The organism is Flagellimonas sp. (genome assembly GCF_965215805.1).
In the GTDB taxonomy this organism is placed as follows: Bacteria; Bacteroidota; Bacteroidia; order Flavobacteriales; family Flavobacteriaceae; genus Flagellimonas.
On the sequence record NZ_OZ244124.1, the window covers coordinates 3,106,775 to 3,132,528 of the forward strand.

21 protein-coding genes are annotated in these 25,754 nt (G+C 41.9%); 11 read left to right on the forward strand and 10 right to left on the reverse strand.

Going from position 1 to position 25,754, the window contains the following annotated elements:
• The first annotated feature begins 53 nt into the window (after positions 1-53).
• The 9 genes from bcp to ACOOE0_RS13730 all read left to right on the forward strand — a co-directional run bounded on the left by bcp (position 54) and on the right by ACOOE0_RS13730 (position 14,271).
• On the forward strand, positions 54-506 hold the full coding sequence (bcp, locus tag ACOOE0_RS13690) for a thioredoxin-dependent thiol peroxidase (RefSeq protein ID WP_420399464.1): 453 nt from the start codon (positions 54-56) through the stop codon (positions 504-506).
• Positions 507-649: 143 nt separating this feature from the next.
• Positions 650-1,222 carry an RNA polymerase sigma-70 factor gene (locus tag ACOOE0_RS13695; RefSeq protein WP_420399465.1) on the forward strand — a complete coding sequence of 191 codons (573 nt, stop codon included), beginning with the start codon at positions 650-652 and terminating at the stop codon, positions 1,220-1,222.
• 70 nt (positions 1,223-1,292) lie between these two features.
• Positions 1,293-2,231 carry a FecR family protein gene (locus ACOOE0_RS13700; RefSeq protein WP_420399466.1) on the forward strand — a complete coding sequence of 313 codons (939 nt, stop codon included), beginning with the start codon at positions 1,293-1,295 and terminating at the stop codon, positions 2,229-2,231.
• Positions 2,232-2,330: 99 nt separating this feature from the next.
• On the forward strand, positions 2,331-4,331 hold the full coding sequence (locus ACOOE0_RS13705) for a SusC/RagA family TonB-linked outer membrane protein (RefSeq protein WP_420399467.1): 2,001 nt from the start codon (positions 2,331-2,333) through the stop codon (positions 4,329-4,331).
• Entirely contained in the window at positions 4,304-5,911 is a 1,608-nt protein-coding gene (locus ACOOE0_RS13710; protein ID WP_420399468.1) for a SusC/RagA family TonB-linked outer membrane protein, read from the forward strand. The genes ACOOE0_RS13705 and ACOOE0_RS13710 overlap by 28 nt, the downstream gene beginning before the upstream one ends.
• Positions 5,912-5,931: 20 nt before the next feature.
• Positions 5,932-7,800 carry a RagB/SusD family nutrient uptake outer membrane protein gene (locus ACOOE0_RS13715; RefSeq protein WP_420399469.1) on the forward strand — a complete coding sequence of 623 codons (1,869 nt, stop codon included), beginning with the start codon at positions 5,932-5,934 and terminating at the stop codon, positions 7,798-7,800.
• A gap of 92 nt (positions 7,801-7,892) precedes the next feature.
• On the forward strand, positions 7,893-11,240 hold the full coding sequence (locus ACOOE0_RS13720) for a VCBS repeat-containing protein (protein ID WP_420399470.1): 3,348 nt from the start codon (positions 7,893-7,895) through the stop codon (positions 11,238-11,240).
• 8 nt (positions 11,241-11,248) lie between these two features.
• Complete coding sequence (locus ACOOE0_RS13725) at positions 11,249-12,592, forward strand: vanadium-dependent haloperoxidase (RefSeq protein WP_420399471.1); 1,344 nt, start codon at positions 11,249-11,251, stop codon at positions 12,590-12,592.
• A 2-nt stretch (positions 12,593-12,594) separates the two neighbouring features.
• Entirely contained in the window at positions 12,595-14,271 is a 1,677-nt protein-coding gene (locus tag ACOOE0_RS13730) for a CRTAC1 family protein (protein ID WP_420399472.1), read from the forward strand.
• A 13-nt stretch (positions 14,272-14,284) separates the two neighbouring features.
• On the opposite strand, the gene ACOOE0_RS13735 is transcribed toward ACOOE0_RS13730, so the two are convergent.
• A complete protein-coding gene (locus ACOOE0_RS13735) occupies positions 14,285-15,742 on the reverse strand; it encodes a TonB-dependent receptor (RefSeq protein ID WP_420399473.1) in 1,458 nt (485 codons plus the stop codon).
• Positions 15,743-15,830: 88 nt separating this feature from the next.
• Between ACOOE0_RS13735 and ACOOE0_RS13740 the strand changes: the two genes are divergently transcribed.
• Complete coding sequence (locus ACOOE0_RS13740) at positions 15,831-16,595, forward strand: MBL fold metallo-hydrolase (protein WP_420399474.1); 765 nt, start codon at positions 15,831-15,833, stop codon at positions 16,593-16,595.
• Between the two features lie 5 nt (positions 16,596-16,600).
• Positions 16,601-17,095 carry a hydrolase gene (locus ACOOE0_RS13745; protein ID WP_420399475.1) on the forward strand — a complete coding sequence of 165 codons (495 nt, stop codon included), beginning with the start codon at positions 16,601-16,603 and terminating at the stop codon, positions 17,093-17,095.
• Here the strand turns inward: ACOOE0_RS13745 and ACOOE0_RS13750 are convergent.
• From ACOOE0_RS13750 to ACOOE0_RS13790, 9 genes are all read right to left on the reverse strand, one after another.
• The gene (locus tag ACOOE0_RS13750) at positions 17,092-17,751 is read right to left on the reverse strand and encodes an alpha/beta hydrolase (RefSeq protein ID WP_420399476.1); all 660 of its coding nucleotides are present in this window, start codon (positions 17,749-17,751) and stop codon (positions 17,092-17,094) included. The genes ACOOE0_RS13745 and ACOOE0_RS13750 overlap by 4 nt on opposite strands.
• A 9-nt stretch (positions 17,752-17,760) precedes the next feature.
• The gene (locus ACOOE0_RS13755; RefSeq protein ID WP_420399477.1) at positions 17,761-18,090 is read right to left on the reverse strand and encodes a hypothetical protein; all 330 of its coding nucleotides are present in this window, start codon (positions 18,088-18,090) and stop codon (positions 17,761-17,763) included.
• Between the two features lie 4 nt (positions 18,091-18,094).
• Positions 18,095-19,348 carry a dihydroorotase gene (locus ACOOE0_RS13760; RefSeq protein ID WP_420399478.1) on the reverse strand — a complete coding sequence of 418 codons (1,254 nt, stop codon included), beginning with the start codon at positions 19,346-19,348 and terminating at the stop codon, positions 18,095-18,097.
• Positions 19,345-21,267, reverse strand: a complete 1,923-nt coding sequence (locus ACOOE0_RS13765; protein WP_420399479.1) for a BatA domain-containing protein — start codon at positions 21,265-21,267, stop codon at positions 19,345-19,347. The genes ACOOE0_RS13760 and ACOOE0_RS13765 overlap by 4 nt, the downstream gene beginning before the upstream one ends.
• A gap of 218 nt (positions 21,268-21,485) precedes the next feature.
• Positions 21,486-22,493 carry a glycosyltransferase family 2 protein gene (locus ACOOE0_RS13770; RefSeq protein ID WP_420399480.1) on the reverse strand — a complete coding sequence of 336 codons (1,008 nt, stop codon included), beginning with the start codon at positions 22,491-22,493 and terminating at the stop codon, positions 21,486-21,488.
• 22 nt (positions 22,494-22,515) lie between these two features.
• Positions 22,516-23,451 (reverse strand): hypothetical protein, encoded by a 936-nt coding sequence (locus ACOOE0_RS13775; protein WP_420399481.1) that lies wholly within the window; start codon positions 23,449-23,451, stop codon positions 22,516-22,518.
• A 2-nt stretch (positions 23,452-23,453) separates the two neighbouring features.
• Positions 23,454-24,143 (reverse strand): SGNH/GDSL hydrolase family protein, encoded by a 690-nt coding sequence (locus ACOOE0_RS13780; RefSeq protein ID WP_420399482.1) that lies wholly within the window; start codon positions 24,141-24,143, stop codon positions 23,454-23,456.
• A gap of 378 nt (positions 24,144-24,521) precedes the next feature.
• The gene (locus tag ACOOE0_RS13785) at positions 24,522-25,163 is read right to left on the reverse strand and encodes a CatA-like O-acetyltransferase (protein ID WP_420399483.1); all 642 of its coding nucleotides are present in this window, start codon (positions 25,161-25,163) and stop codon (positions 24,522-24,524) included.
• 9 nt (positions 25,164-25,172) lie between these two features.
• A complete protein-coding gene (locus ACOOE0_RS13790) occupies positions 25,173-25,751 on the reverse strand; it encodes a hypothetical protein (RefSeq protein WP_420399484.1) in 579 nt (192 codons plus the stop codon).
• Positions 25,752-25,754: the final 3 nt, after the last annotated feature.

Consider the following 25,754-nt stretch of genomic DNA (forward strand, 5'->3'; position numbering starts at 1 on the left):
TTGTTTAACTTTGAATGAAATAAATTAAACAATTGATTTAAAGGCAAATACATATGAATACTTTAAAAGTAGGAGATAAAGTACCAGAATTTTCAGCAAAAGACCAAGATGGCAACACAATTAAATTGAGTGGTTACAAAGGTAAAAAATTGGCCGTCTTTTTTTATCCTAGGGCCAATACGCCAACTTGCACTGTTGAGGCCTGCAATTTGCGTGACCATTATGCCGAGCTTCAGGACAATGGCTACGAAATTTTGGGGGTTAGCGAGGATTCTGAACGAAAACAAACCAATTTTAGAAATAAGTTTAATTTTCCTTATCCCTTACTTGCAGATACAGACCATGAGGTTATAGATACCTTTGGGGTTTGGGGTCCAAAGAAGTTCATGGGTCGGGTTTTTGATGGCATCCATCGCATCACTTTTGTCTTGGATGAAGATGGAATTATTACCAAGGTTATTGATAAAGTAAAGGCCAAAAATCATGCAGCGCAGATTTTAGAATAAGTTTTGGAATTTTAAGACAATTCTAAAATTTTGTGATTTCTTCAAAAAATAAGGCCATTCTTTTGATTATTTAAATAATTGAGGTAATATTACTATTGATTTCCAATTATTGCTGATTGGAATCGACTCAACTAACTCTAACAATGGCCACTGAAAATTTGTTCATACAGACTCCTGTAGCAGTCTCTCATGATAGCAATGAGAGTTTTGAGGTCATTCATGATTTATATTTCAACAAGCTTTTTCTAATCGCTCGAGGATACATTTCTTCCAAACAGGATGCAGAGGAAATTGTGCAGGATGTTTTTGTGAAATTGTGGAAAAAGCAGGAAGAAAACCATAGCATAGAAAACCTCACAGGGTACCTATTTCGAATGACCCGCAATGCTTGCCTTGACTTTCTGAGAAGCAAAAAGAACGTGCTGGCGATAGAGACCAATCTTGAACAGCGTCAGAATCTTTTGAACTTCCATGCACTTTCCAACGAAAGTGCTTCGTCCATAATCGAGGATGAATTGCACAAGCAAGTTGATAAAGCCATTGACCAGCTCCCAAAAAAATGCAGACAAGTATTTGTCAAAAGCAGAAAAGAAGGCTTGAAACACAAAGAAATTGCCAAAGATCTCAACATTTCCACCAAAACCGTTGAGAACCATATCTCCAAGGCAATCAGGCTTTTAAAGACCCAATTAAGGGAACATTTCACTTTCGAATAAAAAAAATTGAACCTCAAGTAGGGGATAGGTGGTCTCTTATACGTCATTAATATAAAAGGCACACGCTGCAATGAGGAATAAGCACATTTACGATCTTATTGAAGAACGACTTGGTTTTCACAAAAAGAAGCAAGTTATAGAATGGCTACTTAAAAACAAGAGAGCTCAAAAAAAATACCATCGGGCCAAGGCAGAACAAGTTGCTCTGTCCTTAAGGGAAGATACTGGGGAGGTTAAAACGGTGCATCCGAGAAAAACTAGGGCACTGCTGAAGTATGCTGCCGTACTTGTTGTACTTTTTGGTCTTGCCTTCTATTTTAATCATTCTGCCGAGAGCACAGCCGTTGAAACCGAAAACGCCATGGTCATGATTGCCACCTCCATTGGGGAAAAGGAAGAAGTTATGCTATCTGATGGAACCAAGGTAATCGTAAATGCCAATAGCGTTTTATCCTATCCTACAAATTTTACTGGAAACACCAGAGAGGTAATGCTCAAAGGTGAAGCCTTTTTTGAAGTAACTGAAAACAAGGAAAAACCATTTATTGTCAATACCAATGAAGGTATGGATATCAAGGTTCTGGGAACTGTTTTCAATGTAAAGTCCTATCCGGAAGACAAAAAAGTAGAGACCACCCTGGTAAGTGGGAAGGTTCAGGTTGTGGAACGAAAGGATAACAAGACGGTATTGCTTTACCCCTCGCAACGGGCAACCTATAACAAATCTGATGACCGTTTGATTATTGATAAGGTTCAAACCGAACCTCTGATTTCTTGGAAGGATGGCAAATTGATTTATGACGAGGCCCCTCTAAAGGATGTGATCAAGGATTTGGAGCGGGAGTATGATGTGACCTTTTTGGTCAATTCCGAAGAATTGCTTGAATATAAATTTAAAGGAGTGTTTGATAATCTCAGTATAGATCAGGTGTTGAGCCTGTTTGAATTATCATCGCCCATAAAGTGTACCCTAAAACAAAACTATGTAGTACTGGAAAAACAAAAATAAAACCGAAAGAATAAAAACAAAAAGAGGGCGTCTCGCAAACACCCCCTTTGACTAATTACCCAATTGTAGCTAATTAAGTAACTAAAACCATTCAAAATTATGAAAAAAAAGAGACTTTTTTTTTCGTCAATCCCCTTTATTCGGATTATGAAGATTTACTTTCTGTTGGTATGTTTTAGTATGGTAAAAGTCTTGGCATCAGACCTTTACGCTCAAAACATTACCTTGAACATGAAAAATGCCAAACTCAAAACGATTCTTAAAGAAATTGAGAAAAAGAGCGATTACAGCTTTTTTTACAACAGTAGCATCGTCAACGTTGATAAAAAACGGTCGTTAAGTGTTAACAATACCGTTATTGATGACGCGTTGAGCGTGCTGTTTCTGGAAACTGAGATTGATTACAGTTATGTAAGAAACCAAATCATCCTTTTTCCCAAAAACCAGCCGGAGATCAAAGAAAAAATCGAAAACCTTTTACGTGAGAACGAGCAAAAGGTTAGCGCAAGTATCAGCCCGGAGAAAATTAATGAGGTCTTGATTGACCACCTTCAGAATACCATTACGGGAACCGTTGTGGATGCGGCAACAAACATTGCCGTTCCAGGAGCTTCGGTTGTTGTAAAGAACACCAACAATGGTACAGCCACTGATTTTGATGGCCTGTTTACCTTGGAAGCCGCGCCAGATGCCGTTTTGATCGTGAGCTATTTGGGGTATAGAACCATGGAGGTGCCTGTTAATGGCCAGACCAACCTGACCATTCAAATGCAAGAAGATGCCTCTCAACTGGATGAAGTTGTGGTGGTGGGTTATGGTACACAAAAGAAAGCCACGGTGACGGGAGCCGTTACAGCAGTAAAGGGTGCTGTATTGGAATCCTCCCCGGCCATTAGTGTTTCCAACTCCCTTGCTGGGCGTTTGCCCGGGGTGGTAATTATCCAAACCAGTGGTGAGCCTGGTAACGATGAATCAAACATCACCATTAGGGGTACAAATACTTTGGGTAACAATCAGCCTTTGGTGGTTATTGATGGAATTCCAGATAGAGATGGTGGAATTGGACGTTTAAACCCCAATGACATTGAAAACATTTCCGTACTAAAAGATGCTTCTGCAGCTATTTATGGTGCAAGAGCGGCGAATGGTGCAATTATCGTAACTACCAAGCAAGGACAGCAAGGAAAGCCTACGATTACCTATACAGCTGATTTTGGCTTGAGCCAGCCCACTTTCGTACCTGAAATGGCAAATGCTGTGGAGTATGCGGATATAAGAAATGAGTTGCCTATTTACAATTTGCCTGCCAGTGAGTGGTCTGCAGCATCCCAAGCTATCCGCACCAACGGAAGCTATACGCCAATAGATCCGGGAACAGGGGTTGTTAATGCTGTCTTCAGTCCTGCGGACGTGCAGGGTTATCTGAACCAGTCAGACCCTTATCTCTACCCAGATAGTGATTGGTTTGATGCGACTTTTAAAGATTGGACAAGCCAGAGCAGACATAACCTATCCATTTCTGGAGGTTCGGAAAAGATGAAATATTTCTCTTCTTTAGGTTATTCCGATCAAGATGGTATTTATGAAAATTCAAGTACCAGATACCAACAGTATAACTTTAGATTGAACACCACAGCAACCATTAACGACTATGTTACCGCAAAGATGAGCATGGGATATAGAAAAGAGGATAGATCTCTTCCCACTGAAAGCTCTGATGCAATTTTTAGAATGTTGATGCGTGGTAAGCCAACTGATGTGGCCGTATGGCCTGGAGGATTACCTGGTCCGGATATTGAAAATGGACAGCAACCAGTGGTAATCGCTACCAACGAAACTGGATATGATAGGGAGAAAAGAGATTATCTTCAATTCACTGGTTCTGTGGATATTACCAACCCATGGATCGATGGTTTAAAATTGACCTTGTTGGCTGGTGTTGACCAAAGATTTGACCAACGAAAATTATGGGAGACGCCATGGGATCTTTACTTTTTGGATAGGGATACTTATATAAATACCGGTGAGGTAATTCTGAATGGAGCACAACGTTCTTCATTCACTGATCCAGATTGCAACAATGGTCCAGAAACCAATTGAATGTCAACCTTACCGCGCTTTTAAATTACGAGAAATCCTTTGGAGATCACACTATTGGTGCATTGGCCGGTGTAACCAGGGAGACCATTAATATTGAAGAGCTGTTTGGTAGTCGATTAAATTTCCTTTCTGATGCCATTGACCAACTTACCGTAGGTGGTGAAGATGGACAGGTTGCAGATGGTGTAGCCTTCAACAGAAATAGATTGGGTTATTACGGAAGGGTACAATACAATTTTAAGGAAAAATATTTGGCGGAATTTATCTGGAGATATGATGGTTCCTACATTTTTCCTGAAAATGATAGATTTGGATTCTTCCCGGGATTCTTGGTAGGTTGGAATATTTCCAATGAGGAATTCTTCAATGTGGATTTCATCAACAACCTGAAAATCAGGGCTTCTTATGGGCAAATGGGTAATGACCAAGTTGCTTTTGATGATGATGGCGATGGTCAAATTTCCAATGATGAGCTAAGGGAATATGCATACCTATCCATATATGACTTTAACAGATATCCGATTAACGGAGCTGTTCAGACCACCATATTGGAGCCGCTATTGGCTAACAACAACTTTACTTGGGAGCGCGCCAACAACTTCAACATTGGTTTGGATGGTAGGCTCATGGACAACAAGATTGCCTTTGTATTGGAGTATTTCTTGAACAAAAGGGATCAAATCCTGATTCAGCAAACCGGTTCTACACCTGGCTCCTCGGGTATTGCTGATAGATTACCTCCGGTAAATGCAGGTGAGGTGACCAATAAAGGATTTGAATTTGCAGTAAACTATTTTGGTGGAGACCCTGACGGATTTAGTTGGGATGCCGGAATTAATGGTGGGGTTGCGAAGAACACGGTGGATTTTATGGACGAAGTTCCAGGGGCGCCTTCCTATCAAAGAATGGAAGGAAAGCCAATTAGAAGCCATTTTGTGTTCCAATCTGATGGCGCGTTTTTGGATGAAGCGGATATAGCCGCCAATACCTTGGACTACAGTGGGGTTACTTCCCAGCTTAGACCTGGTGACATGAAATTTAAGGATATCAATAATGATGGCGTTATTGATGGGGACGATCAAGTTCGTTTGGACGAAAATGATACCCCAACCTTTAACTTTGGTGCAACTTTCAATGCACAGTACAAGAATTTTGATCTTTCAGTGTTGTTACAGGGAGCAACAGGAGCTTCCCTGCGTATTTTCACTGAATCCGGTGACATAGGTAACTATTTAAAGTATAGCTATGACAACCGATGGAGTATAGACAATCCTAGCAGTGTACATCCAAGATTGGCCAGTAGGGGAGACACCTATTATACAGGTGGAGCCTTTGGTCAAAACTCTTATTTGTTATTCAGCAAGGATTACCTTAGAATTAAGAACGTAAGCTTGGGATACAATTTTCCTACGGACGTTATTGCACCTTTTGGGTTATCAGCCGCAAGAGTGTACTTGAGTGGTCTGAACTTGGTAACCTTTGCCGAAAACAAGATTTTCGACCCGGAATCCAATGCAGGAAACGGAAGGGCTTATCCACAATCTAGGGTAATTAACGCAGGATTTAGTTTAACTTTTTAATAAAATTGGTTATGAAAATTATGAAAAAATGGGTTGCATTTGTTTTGATGGCCTCCGCGCTGTTTATTTCGTGCAACGATGACTTTTTGAACACACAGCCCAAGGATAGTGTGTCTTCGGATGCAACTTGGGGAGATGGCGCTTTATCACAAGCTTTTGTTTTTGGTATTTATTCTGCACTGGGTAACGCAGGCTTTGAAGAGGAAGGTCTTTCCGCTTTAACAGATGAAGCTATGTTTACCCACTCCGGTAGGGGTATAGATGTATTAATGGAGGGAACCTCCACGCCTTCTAACCTGGGTAACACAAGGATTCTTCCAACATGGGAAGAATTGTACGGTGCCATTCGTAATGCAAATATTGCCTTGCAGGAATTACCTGAGGCAACCTTTGATGATGCAGACCTCAAGGAAAGATTAATGGGTGAAAGTCATTTCCTAAGGGCATATTACTACCATCAACTATTAAGACACTTTGGTGGTGTACCGCTCATTGATAGACCATATGAACTTGGTGAGGATTTTAGCATAGCCCGTAATACGTATGCTGAAACTGTAGATTTTATTATCAGCGATTTGGATGCTGCAGCCGGAATGTTGGCTGGGAAGGAAATCACAAAAGGAAGAGCAAGTCAATTGGCTGCTTTGGCCTTAAAGGCCCGTGTATTGTTGTACGCGGCTAGTGACCTGCACCATGGACCAACAGCTTCCGGGAATTCCGGAACCCTAAGTTCATTTTCCAATCTAGCGTTGGTAGCCTACACTGGAGGTGACCAAGCTTCTCGTTGGCAAGCGGCCAAAACTGCCGCAAAAGCAGTTTTGGATATGTCATCAGGATATAAATTGGATTTAAATGCACCAGTATCTGCCGAAGAAGGTGAGGCCAACTATGTTTCACTTTCAATGGGAGGCGGAAGTAGCGTGGGCGATGCCGCTGCGGCTGTAGAGTTGATTTGGGAGCGTACCCATACAGGTTTGTATACCGAAGAAAACGATTGGCCATTGGGCGGAATCAATGTTGGGGTAAACAACGGGCCTAACGGTTATCACAACTGGGCAGGAAACACCCCTATTCAACAATTGGTGGATGACTACGAAATGATGGATGGTTCCCAGTTTGATTGGAACAATCCAACCCATGCAGCAGACCCATTTGCCAATAGGGACCCGCGTTTTTACGCAACGGTACTATACGATGGTGCCGATTGGAAACCCCGCCCATCCGACGTTGTAAGTATAGATCCAGTGGATCAAATCCAGACAGGTTCCTATGATGATGGTGCTGGAGGAACAATTCCTGGTGTGGATACCAGACAATCCCCAATTGAGGATTGGAATGGAAGTAGAACCGGATATTATGTAAGAAAGTTCATTGACCCGGATCCAGGATTGGTAGATAACCGTTCCAATGCCCAGGTGGTTCCATGGCCGTTTATAAGATATACCGAAGTGGCCTTGAATTATGTGGAAGCCTGTATTGAAACTGGAGACGAAGCTGAGGCGATTACTTGGCTGAACAGAATCCGATACAGAGTTGGAATGCCTGCCATTGCTGATACTGGGGATGCTCTCAGAGACCGCTACAGAAATGAAAGACGGATTGAGTTGGCCTATGAGGAGCACAGATATTTTGATGCAAGACGCTGGATGATTCCTGCAGAGACCATTGGTAGGGGAATTAAGGTAATGCAGACATCGGCAACCCTCAAAGGTGGTCAAACAGCACACATACCGTACAGACATGACAAAGATGTATACGATTATCTATACGTACCCATTGATAATACAGACAATGAAACCCGTATTTGGGATGACAAAATGTATTACAGGGTAATCAGTAGGGATGAAATCAACCGAAACGAATTGTTGGAACAAAACCCCGGATACTAATTTGAATATTAAGTTTAGGTTTATTAGTTAATTTCGTTTGAGTTAGTGGAAAATCCGTCCTTTCATTAGGATGGATTTTTTCCATTCCAGATATGATACATAACCTCAGAAATATTACTTCGGCTTGGGCGCTTTGCCTGCTGTTACTATTTGGATGCAAAGAAGAATCCAATGAATCGGCAAATTCCAAAGGGCACCAAGCTGAGGAGAGGTTATTTACCCTACTATCCCCTGAACAGACCAATATCCATTTTCAAAATCGGCTGCAAGAGAATCTGAACATCAATGTTTTGATGTATGAGTATCTCTATAACGGTGGAGGGGTTGCGGTAGGTGACTACAATGGGGACGGGAATATCGACATCTATTTTTCAGCCAATTTGGGCGACAATCAACTGTACCTAAATAGAGGGGATATGCAGTTTGAAGATGTTACCCTGGCTTCCGGGACTTCTGGAAGAAAAGGACCTTGGAAAACTGGGGTAAGCTCCGTGGACATCAATAGTGATGGCAAGTTGGATATTTACCTTTGCTACTCGGGCGCCTTGCCTGATAAGAAAAGAAGAAATCAATTGTTCATCAATAAGGGGAACAATGAAAATGGAATTCCCGTTTTTGAAGAAAGTGCCAAGCAATACGGATTGGATACTGCAGGATTTAGCAATCAAGCCCATTTTTTTGACTATGACCATGATGGGGATTTAGACGTTTTGATGCTCAACCATAACCCAAAGTCCTTACCTGTATTAAATGAGACCAGTACGAAGAACCAATTAAAAATTGATGATCCGCATCGCGGCCTTCGACTGTTCAAACAAACCAATGGCTTTTTTCAAGACGTAACCCCAAATTCCGGCATAAGCGGTTCGGCCTTGAGCTATGGATTGGGACTATGTATTAGCGATGTCAACAATGACGGTTGGGAAGATTTTTACGTCTCCAATGATTACACGATCCCTGATTATCTCTACATAAATAATGGCGATGGTACTTTTACAGATCAGCTGAAAACCAGCATGGGCCATACCAGCCATTTTTCCATGGGAAATAACATTGCGGATGTTGACAACGATGGGTGGATGGATATCTATACCTTGGATATGCTACCTGAGGATAACCGCAGGCAAAAACTGCTTCTTTCCCCGGACAATTATGAAAAATTTGATTTAAACCTACGCAGCGGTTTCCACTATCAATACATGCGTAATATGTTACAACGCAACAATGGAAATGGCACTTACAGTGAGATAGGACAGTTGGCGGGAGTTTCCAATACCGACTGGAGCTGGGCCGCCCTCTTGGCCGATTTTGACAATGATGGCTGGAAGGACCTGTACGTAACCAACGGCTATTTTAGGGATTATACCAACTTGGATTTCATCAATTATATGGAAGACTATGTCCAGTCCAAAGGTAGATTGGTCAGGGAAGACGTATTGCAGATTATCAAACAAATGCCCTCAACCGATTTGCTGAACTATATGTTCATCAACAAAGGTGGATTGGAATTTGAGAATAAAACCCAAACGCTGGGATTGGATCAGGTGTCCAACAGTAATGGCGCTGCTTATGCCGATTTGGACAATGATGGCGACTTGGATTTGATTGTGAACAACATCAACAAGCCTGTGTTTATTTATCAGAATGAGTCCAATGAAAAGCATAATTACCTTCAAGTAAAACTGAAGGGAAAGCCAGGAAATCTACGTGGCTTGGGTGCAAAAGTAAGTTTGTATTCCCGGGACGGAATCCAAATCCAGGAACAAATGACCACTAGGGGCTATCTATCGTCTGTTTCAGATGTGATGCATTTTGGGTTAGGTGACCTGACTTTCGTGGATTCTCTAAAAATAAGATGGAGCAGTGGTAAAGTACAGACGTTGACCCAGGTTTCGTCCAATCAAGTGCTAGAGCTCGAAGAGTCCAATGCGGTTCCTTCAGCGGGTAAAACTGCGCAAAGTTCAGGGCAGTACTTTAAGGAAATCACCTCGCCAATTGATTATGCCCACCAACAAGTGCAGATCAATGATTTTAAACGACAATCACTTCTACTAGAAGAGTTTTCCCATAACGGCCCATGCCTTAGTAAGGGGGATGTGAACAATGATGGTAGGGAAGATATTTTTATTGGCGGAGCCCAAAACCAATCCGGTGCACTATTTGTGCAAGATGCCAATGGCCGATTTCAGAGACTGAATATCCCAGATTTTAATGTGGACAAGGAATTTCACGATTCCGCAGCATCTTTTTTGGATGTTAATGCCGATGGCAACCTTGACCTTTATGTAGCCAGCGGAGGTTATCACCATTTGGATTCTGGGGACAAACTTTTGCAAGATCGCCTGTATTTAGGCGATGGAAAAGGCAATTTCTCAAGAAGCGTAGATGCACTTCCTGCAATGCATGTTAGCACGGGTTGCATAGCATCCCATGATGTTAACGAAGACGGATTCCCAGATTTGTTTGTGGGAGGTAGGGTGGTTCCTGGTCGATATCCTGAAACCCCTAAAAGTTTTATTCTGATGAATGACGGGAAGGGCAGTTTTAAAGATCAGACCGCACAACTGGCATCTGAGGTTTCTGAATTGGGAATGGTTACTGATGCTGCTTGGGCAGATTTGAATGCCAACGGGAAAAAAGAGTTGGTTGTAGTTGGTGAATGGATGCCCATTACTGTCTTTTCTATAGAAAAGGGTAAGCTGGCTGAATCAACATCCCAATTTTTTGGGAGTTCGTATCAGGGATGGTGGAACACGGTACATATTGAGGATTTGGACAAAGATGGAAAGCTGGATATCGTTGCGGGCAACATGGGGACAAATACCCAATTTCAAGCCTCGTCCACTGAACCTTTGGAACTTTATTATGACGATTTTGACCATAATGGTGCAGTAGACCCCATATTCTGTTTTTATATTCAAGGAAAAAGCTATCCCTATGTAACAAGGGATGAACTGTTGGGACAATTGACCCATTTACGACCTAAATTCAATAGCTATAGCAGCTATGCTGATGCCGACTTATCTGAAATTTTTGAAGAGGAAATTACTTCTAAAGTTGAAAGGCTCTCTGTGAATCACATGGAAACAACGCTGTTTAAAGGAACACCAAATGGAACATTCAAGGAAATGAAGCTTCCTGGACAAGCTCAATTTTCTCCTGTGAACGAGATTGTATCCAAGGATTTTAATCAGGACGGTCATTTAGACCTCCTGTTACTGGGGAACAATCATCGTTATAAATTACGATTGGGAAAATTTGATGCCAACTACGGAACGCTATTCTTGGGAGATGGGAATGGAAACTTTTCATATACGGAACAGACCAAGTCTGGATTGCGCATAGATGGAGTTGTGGAAAGTGCCGTGATTTTGAATGACCTATTGCTTGTGGGAATTCAGGGTCAATCCCTGGAGGCCTATCAATTTGGGGCTAATTAAATGTGTGCATGATAAAAGTGATTAGAAAATCATATTGGATTTTGGTCGTTGCAGTCTTCATAAATTCCTGCAGCGAACGTAAAGAGTACTCAGAGCAGGACGTAGTCCTGGAATGGGCTAAAATGGCTACATATATTACCCAATTTACCCCAGCAAATTCTCCAACTTTTGCTTCCCGCGGGTTTGGTTACATTGGATTGACCATGTATGAGTCTGTGGTGCACGGTTTTCAAAACAATAATTCATTGCAAGGCCAACTCAACGGTTTGGATCAACTTCCACAACCCGAAAATGATAAAACCTACAGCTGGGAATTGTCCCTGAATGCAGGACAGGCCCAAATTTTACGACAGATTTATCTGCAAACTTCAGATGAGAACAAGGCCCGTATAGATTCGTTGGAACAGGATATATACCAGAGTTATTCGGATAAGATCAACGATTTGGAAATTGTGGAGCGATCCGTTTCCTATGGAAAAGAAGTAGCGAATGCCATTTTCGAATGGTCAAAATCTGACGGAGGACACAGAGGGTATCTTTACAATTTTGATAAGGAAATGGTTCACCCAGAGCGACCAGGTTCTTGGAAACCGCCTTTGTTTGCCCAGTCATTCAGTCATTATCCCTTGCATCCGCATTGGGGTGAAAACCGAAGGTTTTTAAAGGAAAATTCAGCATTGGAGCTACCTAATATGATTCCATATGACACCATACCTGGCTCTCCCTACTATGAGGAATTTATGGAAGTCTATAAAAAAGATTTGGCACTCACCCAAGAGGAAAAAGAAGCGGCTATTTGGTGGGGAGATGATCCTGATGTGTCATTTACGCCTCCAGGTCATTCCTATTATTATGTAACCTTGGCCGTAGAGAAGAAACTTCCCAGTATGATTGAGGCAACGGAAGCTTATGCCAAAACGAGTATTGCAGTGGCAGATGCCTTTATCAATTGTTGGGAATGGAAGTATCACTTTTTCTCTGAACGGCCCAACACCTTTATTCCCAAGTTTATTGATCAAGAATGGGAGTCCTTTTGGCCTGACCCTCCTTTTCCAGCGTTTCCATCAGGTCATGCCATCAATGCTGGTGCAATGGCCACAGTCTTGGAACACGAGTTTGGAAAGGAAGTCCAGATTACGGACAGGGCCCATGAAGGAAGGGAGAGGGACGAAGTTAGGGATACGGATTTTGTGGTACGATCTTTCAACTCCTTTTGGGAAGCGGCCCAAGAAACCGCGGATTCTCGGTTTTATGGGGGAATTCACACTCCCCAGGACAATAATGTGGGCTTGGAAGAAGGAGTGAAAATTGCTAAAAATGTAATCAACTTAAACTGGAGGAAATCAGACTGATTATGCGCAAACTTTCCCTGGCCGTCCACTTGGTCCTTTTATGTCCTTTCCTTCTTCAAGCACAGAAAATGTTCACCGATGTTACTGAGGATGCTGGAATTGATCATCAGTTTCTGGTCTACGAGGGAACCTTTGGAGGTGGGGTAGTAGCTTTCGATATAAATAACGATGGACTAGAGGATCTCTACATTACTGGGGGCACAGCATCGGACGTATTATATCTTAACCAAGGGGAAGGGAAGTTCAAAAACGTATTTGAGGGATCTGGTTTGGAAATAACCGCGGATTATGTTACGCAAGGAGTGGCCAGTGCAGATGTAAACAAAGATGGATGGCGCGACCTGTTTATAACCACCATAAATTCCGAGGATAACACTACCGTAATTCCAAGGGCAAAAAATCTACTTTTTATCAATAATGGGGATGGGACCTTCACGGATGCTACCACTGTCTATGGTTTAGAGGAGTTTAACTCCTTCAGTACGGGCGCTTCATTTGGGGATGTAAATGCGGATGGGTACCCAGATTTATACGTGGGCAACTATTTTGTGGAGTTCACGGGAAAACTGGGAATACTGAAGGATGCCACTATCGCCAGTGCCCATCAGACTTCCAAGGACTATCTGTTCATCAATAAAGAAGGAGAGCATTTCGAAAACCAGTACGAGGAATACAATCTAGGCCATAAAGGTTTTGGTTTTGGAAGTGTTTTTACGGATTATGACAATGATGGCGATCAGGACATTTTTGTCCATAACGATTTTGGTTATAAGGCTGTGCCCAACTTCCTATATAAAAATAGATCACCTTGGAAGGGTTTCAAGGATGTCAGTGAAGACAAAGAAATGGATCTTAAGATCAATGCCATGGGAGCGGCGGTAGGCGACTATAATGAGGATGGCCTACTGGATTATTTTGTGACCAATATCAAGTTCAACTATTTGATGCAAAACCAAGGCGGCAACAAACCCTTTGTGAATGTGGCCAAGGAAACGGGCGCCTACAGTTTTGCCATTAGCTGGGGAGCGAATTTTGCCGATTTTGACCATGACATGGACTTGGATATCTATGTTTCCAATGGGGATTTAAATCCCAATTGTAATCCCATGGCCAATTTTTACTACGACAACCAAGATGGAAGTTTTGTTGAAAATGCCAGTTTAAAGGGAATCAATGACCCAGGAGTGGGTAGGGGTTCTGTGGTATTTGATATGGACAATGATGGGGATTTGGATATTTTGGTGGTCAACCAAAAGCCTATCCATGATAACTACCGAGTGCCTTCCGTTACCAAGTTATTCCGAAACGATGGTGCCAACGGGAACTGGTTTAAAGTAGCCCTTAAGGGCACAGCATCTGAAGCCAATGGCATTGGTGCTAGGGTAGAGGTGTTCTCGGATGGGAAGCATATGATTAGGGAAATTGATGGCGGTAATTCCAGTCACATGTCCCAAAATTCCGCAATAGCCCATTTTGGTCTGGGAACGGCCAATACGGTAGACAGGATTGTGGTGACCTGGGCAGGGGGTAAAAAACAGGAACTTACCAACCAAAAAGCCAACACCTCCATTTTAATTATGGAAAACCCCGAAAACAAAACTTCTTTCTGGATTTATGCTACTATCGGATTGGCAGTCATAATTACAACCTGGCTATTTCTAAAGTATAAAAAGCGATGAGCAACCTTACAGCTTAAGAGCTTTTATCCTCAGCGATCAGTTTTCTGGTAAAAAGTTGTTTCTCCTGGATTACCTCTGCAATACCTTCAGGAAGCATTTCCTCCCAGCCATCCTCTCCGCTGGTAATGCGACGTAGAACTTCTTGGGAGAAGATATGCATGATATCAGGATCATAATCAATAATATCCATCACCTTACCATTGTACTTGAAGAATTTGTAAAGTTCTTTCATACGAGGGTGAACCTTCACGTTGTTGCTGGTCATGATCTGCCCTGTTTCGGGATCCTTCATCGGATACAGATACACCTTTAAATCCTTGAAGAACAGTTTTCCAAAGGCTTCCAAGATCCCACCACTTAAGTGACGGTAATATTTTTCGTCAAATACATCCACCAAGTTGTTGACACCCATGGTAATACCAATTTTGGCCTTGGTGTAGTTGTTAAAGTATTCAACCAATTTATAGTATTCCTTAAAGTTGGAAATCAGTACAGTATGTCCAAGGGAACAAAGCAATTCTGCCCGATCCATAAAATCCTGTTCATCAATTTCACCCGATGCTTTCAGGTTGGACAGCGTTATCTCGAAAACCACTATGGTATTTTCGTATTCAACCGTTTGTTCACGAATGAAAATATCATAGGATTTTTGGAACATGTCCATATTTACCTTGGTCACTGGCCTAAAACTCCCTCTAAGGGCCAAAATGTTCTTTTTGTATAGCACAGCTGCGGGTAGCAAGTTGTTGCCATCAGGACCAAACATAACCGCATCGGTCATATCATTTCGTATAAGCTGAAGACTCATCAAGCGGTTATCTACATCCTTAAAGTGTGGTCCTGTAAAGTTGACCATGTCAATTTCTATGGTATCTCTATCTATATGATCATAGAGGTACTTGAGCAATTTTTTGGGCTTGTGGTATTTAAAAAAGGCACCATATATAAGATTAACCCCAAGAGTACCCAGTGTTTCTTGCTGCAGTCTCGCTTCATTTTGTTGAAAACGTATGTGCAAAACAATCTCATCATATTCTTTTTGTTTTGGATCCAATTGAAATCGAATACCTACCCATCCGTGTCCCTTGTAACGTTTGGAAAAATCGATTGTGGCCACCGTATTTGCAAAGGAAAAGAACAAATAATCAGGGTTGTTCTCACGACTGATCCGCTCTTCCACCAATCGCATTTCATGCGCCAACATCCTTTTTAAACGGGACTGGGTGACGTACCGCCCATCGTTCTCCACACCATAGATGGCATCACTAAAGGCCTTATCATAAGCACTCATGGCCTTTGCTATGGTTCCGGAAGCACCTCCAGCCCGGAAAAACTGCCGCGCAGTTTCCTGACCTGCACCTATTTCAGCAAAGGTTCCATAAATGTTGGGATTCAAATTTATTCGCAGTGTTTTTGCCTTGATTGAAGGGATATTTTCAAAGGCGTTTGTAGAATTCTTGACAGTGGACATAACCAATGGTTTATGGAAAACAAAGTTACACTCTTCCCCAAATCTATTAAATAAATAAGTTATAATTTTGGATTTAATGGATGATGCGATGACCATTACTTTTTTGGGCACGGGAACCTCCCAGGGTATTCCGGTTATTGGCAGCAATCATCCAGTGTGCCTAAGTCCCAATCCGAAGGACAAGCGATTAAGGGTTTCAGTCTTGGTTTCTTGGAACAATTTCAATTATGTAGTGGATTGTGGCCCGGATTTTAGACAGCAAATGCTCACACATTCGGTGACTACGCTGGATGGTATCCTTTTTACCCATGAGCATGCCGACCATACCGCGGGAATTGATGATATTCGCCCATTTTTCTTTAGACAAGGGGATATTCCCATTTTTGCACATAAAAGGGTAGTGGAATCCCTAAAAATTAGGTTCGATTACATATTTGCGGATGAAAATAGATACCCTGGCGCTCCAGCAGTGAGTGTGACCGAGGTTGAAAGTAACAAGCCGATACCTTTGGGTGGTATTGAGGTACTTCCCATTCGCGCCTTTCACAATAGGCTGGAGGTTTTTGGCTATCGCTTTGGGGATTTTGTGTATTTAACGGATGTCAAGCGTGTGGAACCAAGCGAAGTGGACAAAATGAAAGGGGCCAAGGTTTTAGTGGTCAATGCCTTAAGGGAGGAGGCCCATCATTCCCATTTTAATTTGGAAGAGGCCTTGGCATTTGCAGAAGAAGTAGGGGCGGAGGAAACCTATCTTACCCACATAAGCCATATGTTGGGCTTTCATGATGAAGTGGAAAAAAAATTGCCAAAGCATGTACATTTGGCCTACGATAATTTAAAACTGAAGATTTAAATATTATGAAGAGTAAAATTTTCCTGTACCTATTTGTTTTTGCCGCCTTGATTGTTCTTTACCAATTTGTAAGTGCCAACAATTACCAAAAGGCTATGAATTCGGATTTGGATGGGTTACAAAGCGAAATTTCAGAATTGAAGGATTCCCTGCAAAAATCCCAACTCAAGATTTTGGATATTCAATATTTCTCCTTGGAAAATAATGACGATGCATTGGCTTATTATGAACACCTTGATTTGAAAGATCCAGTAAGGTATATAGAGGATAAACTTTTGGAGACCAATGAAAGGAAGGGAAATAACCCCTTAGTTCCCTATGACGGAATGGAGAGCGATTTCAAAATCAATAAAATAAAGGTACTTAACCATAAATGGTTATTGGCTGATTTTTCTGATGGTAAATATTGGGGAGATTTGGTGATCAAATATGAACTTAAGGATGACCTCTCCGTAGATTTTACCCTATTGGACCACCTGCTCTATACGCGCAGCCACTAAAGATGCTTGGTCAACCAATCCCGAAAGGAATAAAAGTTCTGTTGACTAACACCATGCCCCACGGGAAACTCCTCGTAAACATGGGCAATGCCCATTTGGGTTAGAAATTCTGGGGTTTTTTGGGCCCATTCCAGCGGTATAACCTGGTCTACCTGACCATGGGATGCATAAATGTTCAATTGACCGTGGTCTTTGTCGGTATAACCGTCCAGCAGGATTTTTTCGTTGATATAACCGCTAAGGGCCACCACATTTTTGATTTTCTCGGGATAAGACAAAGCCACGGAATAACTGAGAATAGTACCCTGGCTGAATCCTAAAAGCGTAATGTTTTCTGTATCCAAGTTGTAAGCTTCGCAGGCTTCATCAATAAAGGCAACAATTTTATCCCGACTGGATTTTGCCTGTTCATCATCGCTCCACTTCCCGTATTCGGCATCAAAATTTATTGCGTACCAAGCATGACCAAAGGGTTCCAGCGAATAGGGAGCCTGCACCGAAATTACCATGGGTTCCTCTGGTAGTTCCGAAGCAAAGGAGAAAAGGTCTTCTTCATTGCTACCGTAACCGTGGAACATAAAAATTGCGGGTATTTTGCCAGAGGTAAGACTGGAAGGTCTCAGTAGGTATTCAAGGGATAATGCAGTGGGGGACATGAAATTAGTTTAAGGAATAAAGGTAAACCATTTTTGAAACTTTGCGCCCAGCCCTGGTAGTAAACCTTCACGGTTGTTGATTGCTCCAATGAAACCATATATAATGGCAACAAGGTATACTACCCAAAGAACTCCCCAAACCATGACAATGTCCACGTTTGTCAAATTCAGATAAGTCGCCAACGAATGGTAGATCAGATGTGTTCCAAAAGCTTGTTTGGCATGAAATCTGGCAAAAGCTTGCTTGGGTTCCATGTTCATGGTGATGGCAATCAAGCAGCCTAGAATAGTAATATAGCTTACAATGGCAGTAGACCTGCCTGGTTTGGAACTACTCAAAATATTAAACAGTGAATTGGTTATTGTTGATGACTCCCAAAGCCTTGCCCCTCAATCGTGTACCTAAAAACATGCTGTTTTTGGAGGTGGACTGGCTTAAGTCTTCTTTAAATTCCCATTCCATGTCGGGATCAAACAATGTCAGGCATGCGTTTTCTCCCTCCTTCAGTTTCGGGCTTTGAAGTCCAAAACGTTCACGTCCCTGGGTTAAAATGGAGATAGTCTCTTCCAATTTAAAAATAGGGTTCAGTGTGCCAAAGGCCGTTTCCAATCCTATGGTTCCATAGGCCGCATTGTCAAACTCCACCCTTTTTTCCTCTATATCCAAAGGCAAATGATCGGAAGTTACAAAATCGATAACCCCGTCTTTGATTCCTTTGATCAAGGCTTTACAATCCGATTTTTCGCGTAGGGGAGGTGAAACTTTAAAGTTGGTATCAAACTCAGTTAACGAATCATCTGTAAAGGCCAGATTATGCACCGCAACGCTACAGCTTACGTCCATACCTCTACGCTTGGCATTGGCGATAAGTTTAACGGAATTGGCCGTGGAAATGGTGGGAATATGCAATTTGCCTCCTGTGTATTCCAGAATAAACAGGTCTCTTGAAATCTGTAGTTCTTCCGCTAAGGCTGGAATTCCTTTCAACCCTAGAGTGGTGGAGATTTCGCCTTCGTGCACTATACCTTTTCCTTTAATTTGTCCATCTTGGGGAAAAGACATGACCAATCCGTCAAAATTTTGGGCGTAGAGAAGGGCTATTTTTAAAAGATTGGGATTGGACAGCTGCTTTTTAAAATCATAAAAAGCAATCGCTCCCGCATTTTTCATGTCAAATAGTTCCGCCAGATCCCTGCCTTCAGCATTCGCTGTTAAACTCCCAATAGGATATAGATTGGTGGCGGAGCCATTACCTCGTTCTTTTAGGAAAACAATATCTGAGCTGGTATCCGGTACTGGTTTGGTGTTGGGATTCAACAAAATATCGGTAAATCCGCTGGCTGCCGCCACCTTCAATCCGTTGGATATGGTTTCGCGTTCTTCATAACCGGGTTCCCCAAAGCTTACGCTACTATCAAACCAACCTAAGGATACATGAAGATTTTTGGCGGTAAATTCCTTGATGTTTGTAACCGAAGGAATGGAAGCCGCAATTTTTTCGATTACTCCTTTTTTAATGAGAATATCCCGCTTTTTTAAATGAAGTGCCTTGTTTTGTGGGCATACGATCTTTGCGGACTTCAGCAGAATGTTCATCTAATAAATTTTTGAATGAGGACTTCCAAGAGGGCCAAAAACAGTGCTAAAATAACAAACCATTTCCAATAAGCAGTAATGGTATTTGATGCTTTCAGATGTTCAAAAAGTCCAGCTACGGAATCTTGGACGCTAACATGCTCTGTTCCTTCTACTTCCGTATATCTTAACAAACTTTCCGTTCTGGGGTAGTTAAAACTGATGCGTTTGATTGTTTCTTCGGATTTCTGAATCTTATAAATGCCATCCTCTGACGGGTTTTCATCGAAATCCAAACGTACCCTGTTGGTAAACGATTGTTGCCTTGGAATGAATTCATAATCCATTTTGGCAACCTTCATTATGTTATCGTTTCCTAGTTCCGTTGCAATGTCTATCCGTGTGGGTTGCCCCAGCATGTGCTGTATGGCAGGCGCCTTTAAACTGAAAGCTGCCATATTATAAAAGGTAGGTACAATTAATGGGGAGTTTTTAAAATTGGAATTTTCCAAACTCAGAGCTGCCGTAAAGAAATAGAACCCATTGATTCCAGATAAGAAAGGATCCCCTCCCTCAAAAGTAAGCAGGCTTGGGGCCCGGGTCACCAGTTTGTAAGACTGGTTTACCTTGGGATATTGAAAGTTTTGTACACGTTTATTAAAAACGTTTTGGTACACGGGATGATCAAAAGAAATTCCTGTGATGTTCTTTTCCAAAACCTGTGTTTCCAGAAATTTGGTGGCAAAGAAATTGGACAACAATGGGTTGTACGTGTTCAAGTCGCAATCTACAGAAGGCACCAGTATCACCGTTCCGCCATTTTCATTGAAACTTCGGAGCACTTGCTGCAATCCGTTGGGGATGGATTTCAGTTCGTTGAGGACTACCACATGCTGATCCCCCAGGGCACTGTAATCCAACTGGTTTAACCCAAATAGCTGAAGTTGAAATTCTTCTGGCGGAAATAGACGTTGCAAATAGTTATTGTCCGATTCACTGATTGCAAGCACTTTTATTTTCTCCTTTTCATCAATATTGAAGTAAAACTGATTGTCAAAAGAAAGTCCATTGTCCTGAATACTGATTGTTCCAAGAATTTCGGTATCTGCGGGAATGGAAAGTTCCACTTTTGCATTTCCGTTTGAAGTGAAGTTTGCAGAAGTTTTGGCAATCAACTGCTCTCCATTATGCAAGGATATCGGTAGGCTTTCCTCATTGATACCGCCTGACAGCCTCACCGTAAGTTTTGACTGATCGGCAGGATGTTCTTCCAGGCTTATGGAATCTATGGAAACATTTCTATATAGCGAAGAACGTAAAGGAACCAAATAGGTTTGTAGGGTGGTGTCCTGTGTTCCAATGGATTGTCCCATGTTTTGTTGAAAATCCGAAATCAATACCAATTGTTTAATGGCGCCTTCCGAATTTGGGAACAGGCTGTTGGCACGCAAAGAAATGGCATCAACGTCCAGTTGCTTATGGGTATATGGTAAGGACAACAGTTCGTTTTTTATTTCATTTACGGTAACCTTTCTGAAGATATTTTCATTGGTGAACAGGGTGAACACATTATCCTCTCCAACATTTTTGATCAAATCCTGAACGGCCTGTTCCAAAATGGAAAGTCCATTGTCTTTGGCCTGCATGCTGAAGGAATTATCCAAGTAAATAACCGTCTCCTTTGTGGTGGTTGCGGTCTGGGAGGCGCTAAAGGGTTGGGCAAAGGCGACCACCAGAGCAGCAATCAACAACAATCTTGTGATGAGGAGCAACCATTTTTTGAGCTGGTTACTTTTTCTGGATTCCGAAACTACCTTTTGTAGCATGGCTACATTGGTAAATGGAGTTTTTTTAAACCTTCGTAATTGAAAAAGATGAATAAAAATGGGAATCAGGAGAAGTAATAGGGCCCAAAGGATTTCCGGATGTTTAAACTGCATTCCCAACTTTGATTAAGCAAATATAGGTGATACTTAGCTAATGGCGGTGTTAAGGGTTTGTTAGATTCAATTGTCAATTATCAATTTTCAATTTTCAATTTTTCATTTTTATTGCTCATTGCTCATTGCTCATTGCTCATTGCTCATTGCTCATTGCTCATTGCTCATTGCTCATTGCTCATTGCTCATTGCTCATTGCTCATTGCTCATTGCAAAACCTAGCAGAAGAAAAAATAGTCTTTCATGGCCTGTTGTCCCAGCGTGGAGAAGAATTCACGGATTTCCTTCTGGGCAGTCTCATTGGCCACTGTTATCACGCTCTGGGGATTTTTCAGTTTTTTCAGCGTTTCAAAATGCACCAATTCCTGTCCGTATATTTTTTTGCCAATTTTTGCGGGATTGTCACATAACCACACAAAGTCCAATTCTTGATTTACCAAACTTTTTGCAATGGACTTGCCCTTAAAACCTGCTCCCCAAACTACCAAAGGACGGGTTGGGTCATGATCCAGTTTTAAAAAGTAATGAAGCTTGATATCTAAAAAATAATTCTGTGCATAATGTTCATGGGTTCTGGATGTCCGGGTATCATAATCCCTCCATAAATGAAGCACTTCATTACAGGGGATTATTTTTAATTGATTTTCATAAAATCGAAAGGTGAGATCATAATCCTCGGGATACCGATCGGGGCGGAAAGCACCGCTCAATTCAAAATCATCCCTGTGCACCATCCAGCAAGGGGAAGGGATTACACATTCCTTGTAGATTTCATTATAGTTGTTCCCGATTGCAGTCAGGGCATTCAACCATGTTTCATATCGTGCATACCCATCGCTGATACCTCGATGGGAAAAATACTGTACTTGCCCCACGGCCACATGACCTTTTCCATGACTACCCAACGATCCTGCCATGACTTCCAGGCGATTGGGCTTCATGATGTCGTCAGAATCCATACGGGAAACCAATTCTCCAGAACTATGTTCATAGGCCGTTTGTAAAGCTGGAATAATTCCATTACCAAAATTGGGATAAACTTTTATTCGGTTATCCTTCTTGGCGTAAGCTTCCAGAACTTTCCTGCTATTGTCTTCAGAATGATCATCAACTGCCAAGACCTCCCAATGGGGATAGGTCTCAGCTAGAATGGAATCCAAACATGCGGGAAGGTATTCCTGGGTATTTTTAAATGGCATAAAAAGGCTGACGGTAGGATTTTGCATGAAATTGCGAAGAATTCCTGAATCATTTCAGTGATAAGATATCAAACTGAGCTTTGTACAATCGGCTACCACCATTTTGATAGCTTTTCAGATAATCCAAGAGATCATCCATGGAAACCATGTTGGAGCCAGGTTCTTGACTTCTACGACTGGTGAAGTACAAAACATTGTTTGCTGGGTCCACAAATGGGCAGTAGTCCATGTATTTCGAATTAATAGGAGCGGGTAGGGGTATGGCTTTGGTCCAATTCCCGGAATCGTCTTTGAAACTGACATAGAGATCACCACTCCCTTGACCGTCCTCGCGGTTGTATCCTCCAAAAATCAAGTAAGAATCATCAGGGGAAATGTAACTATTGTATTCAAAGCCTTCCGTGTTAATGTTCCCGCTCAAGGAAATGGGTTCGGCATAACTCCCATCATCATACGAACTGAAAAAGATATCATCCCTTCCTAGCGCCCCAGGACAATCACAGGTATAATATAAATTCCCGTTTTGCGCCACAGCAGGATAAAATTCATTGTGTTCGGTATTGATTGGAGCACCTATATTAATGGGTGTAGACCATTTAGAGGTCGCATTAGCCCTTTCCACGTACCAAATATCAAAATCCTTTGGAGTTGTTGACGCCGGCTCCACAGGTCTATTGGACACAAAATATAGGCGCAACCCATCTGGGGACAGAAATGGTTCCAGATCTTTGTATTTTCCAGAAAAAGAGGCAATTGTTGGCATGTCCCAACCATCTTCCCCATTAACGGATTTCACGATTACGGACACCTCCTCGTTAGGGGATTGAACAGTGAAGTAGGATTCTTTCCCATTTGCATCCATGGTAAAATCCCTGATTTTATCAAACATGGGCAAATGTTCCAGTAGGGGTTGGACTTGAATGTTGTTTTGGGCACTCGCATACCATCCGAAAAATAAGGCCAAAAGCGGAATGGAAAATTTCATATCTAACTCTTAATAGCCATTTGAATGGTTTTGTTGGCAAGTTCGGCCATGATTTCATAGCCCGCGGTAGTTGGGTGAACCCCATCATTAGCCAGTTCCTTGGGAAGCCCATTCCTGTTATCCGACATGGCGGAAAAATAGTCCAGATAAAATATATTCTTATCCCTGGCCAGTCGCTGCAGCATATTGTTCAATTGGGGGATTTTTATATTCGGGGCCATTTTTGGTTTCCATGGGTAGTCAAAAGCTGGGAGCACTGAACAGATTACGGGTGTAATACTGCTTGCTTGCGCCAATTCCACCATGGATTGAATGTTATCCCTTATCTGCTCCAAGGTCATTGGTCCGGTATTACCTGCAATATCGTTGGTGCCGGCCAAAATAAGAACCACCTTAGGTTTTAGATCAATAACATCCTGCCTAAATCGCAATAGCATTTGAGGCGTGGTCTGACCACTAATCCCCCGATTTACATAAGAAGGATTTTCAAAGAAAGAAGGCATGCCATTGGTCCACCCTTCGGTAATGGAATTACCCATAAAAACCACGCGATTTTCATCCATTGGAGCGGTTAATATCTTTTGATTTGCCTCTTGATATTTGGCTAGATTGGGCCAATCCTGGGCATGGGTATTTTTAAAAAATGAAAGGAAAGACAGCAAGGCAATAACTAGGATTCTGTGTTTTGACATGATTGAAGGTGTTTGCTAAAAATAAACAAATTCTCTCATAAAAATTGTTCGCTTACCTCAGGTAAAGGACTATCGAAATCAAAAAGAGCAGTACAATTAGGAATGCCATTAAACCCGCGGCCAAATTAGTTTTCCTATTGTCTTGGATCATTTCTTTTACTCGGCGCCTTGAATGTGGTGATTCTGGTTTAAATTCCAAGGTAGTTTCAACTGGATTGCCATAAACATCCGCTTTAGTCCTTATTTTTCTTTTCTTTAATAAGGCCCTATTGATTTTAACTACTTTGCTGGCATGCGAACTGAAACCCATAATGATGTATTTTCATTATAAGTAGGTAAAATTGTTGATTTGTTACAATATTTTTATTAAATAAGTATTTAATCTGATAATAATTCAGGATTATAGAGTAATTCCTGAACATTCTCGAAATACCGTCCCATATGTCTACCATCAACCAAAGCATGGTGCGCTTGGACGGACAAAGGCATTAAATGTGTGTTATTTTGGCTGAAGAATTTCCCCCAGCTTATTCTGGGCACCGAATCATGCGGGTGATAGTGCATGGCATGCTGAATACTGGTGAAACTTACCCAAGGGATAGCCGACATAAACAAGTAATCGTCCCTTCCAGGTTCATCTTCAATGGAAGGGTTTGTTTTCATGGCCTCATTGATCCGTTTAGCATCATGGATAAAATCCTGGGCGCTTGTTTTAAATGGAACCGTGCAAAAACTAAAAACGTCAGTTTCGTTGGTGGGAACCGTAAAAGAGGGATGCACACTCTCATGCTCAACTACTTCATTTTCTCTAATTCTCCATCGAAACTCATTGATATCATTGGCTGCTTTGGATAACAAATAAACCAAACTAAAGGTTAATGGCAATTCCATTGACTTTACATAAGGTAAGAACGAGCCAACGTCTACATTGGCCGTAATGTTAAAATGCGGATGGTTCATGTGATTGAAAAAAGCAAAATGCTTTTTCCGATGGGGATTGTCAAAGACAATTTTTTTCATTGAACCTTTCTAATTCTTCGGTGGCGTTATCATAATGTGGGCCCTATGGGTTCCTGGGTTCATAATCCAAGCGTGCCCAGGAGGAGTAGGGGTGGTGGGTAATCCTGTGGTTTCCCCTGTTGCAAAGGGGATGTAAAAAACATAGCGCACATAGGGATTTTCAATTTCCTGGGTTTCCGTGTTTACATCTCCCGTAAAGACACATAAGGTGGTCTTGTCCGGCATTTTCAACTTTCCAGCCTTAACTTCCTCCTCGCGAATATCAAAGATTTCCTTCCCATCTTTACCTTGGGCTTTCAACTCCCTTCCACGAGCCATAAAGGGTTCCAGTTCCTTATGATATGCAGCGGTGGAAAACTTTTCCTTTTTGGGGTCATCTGCCAATGCGATATAATCATTGCTTCCTTCTCGCAGTGTAACAAAATTCCCCGAAGCATCATAGCCATATACTTTGGCCCCGTCTTTATAATCCGCTGGTACGGCCATTAGGGCAGTTTTGATTTGCCATTCTTTTGGAGGTATGGTTTGGGAGATGATACATTGGGCAGTGAGTCCGAATATCACGGACAAGATTGCTATTTTACTCATGAT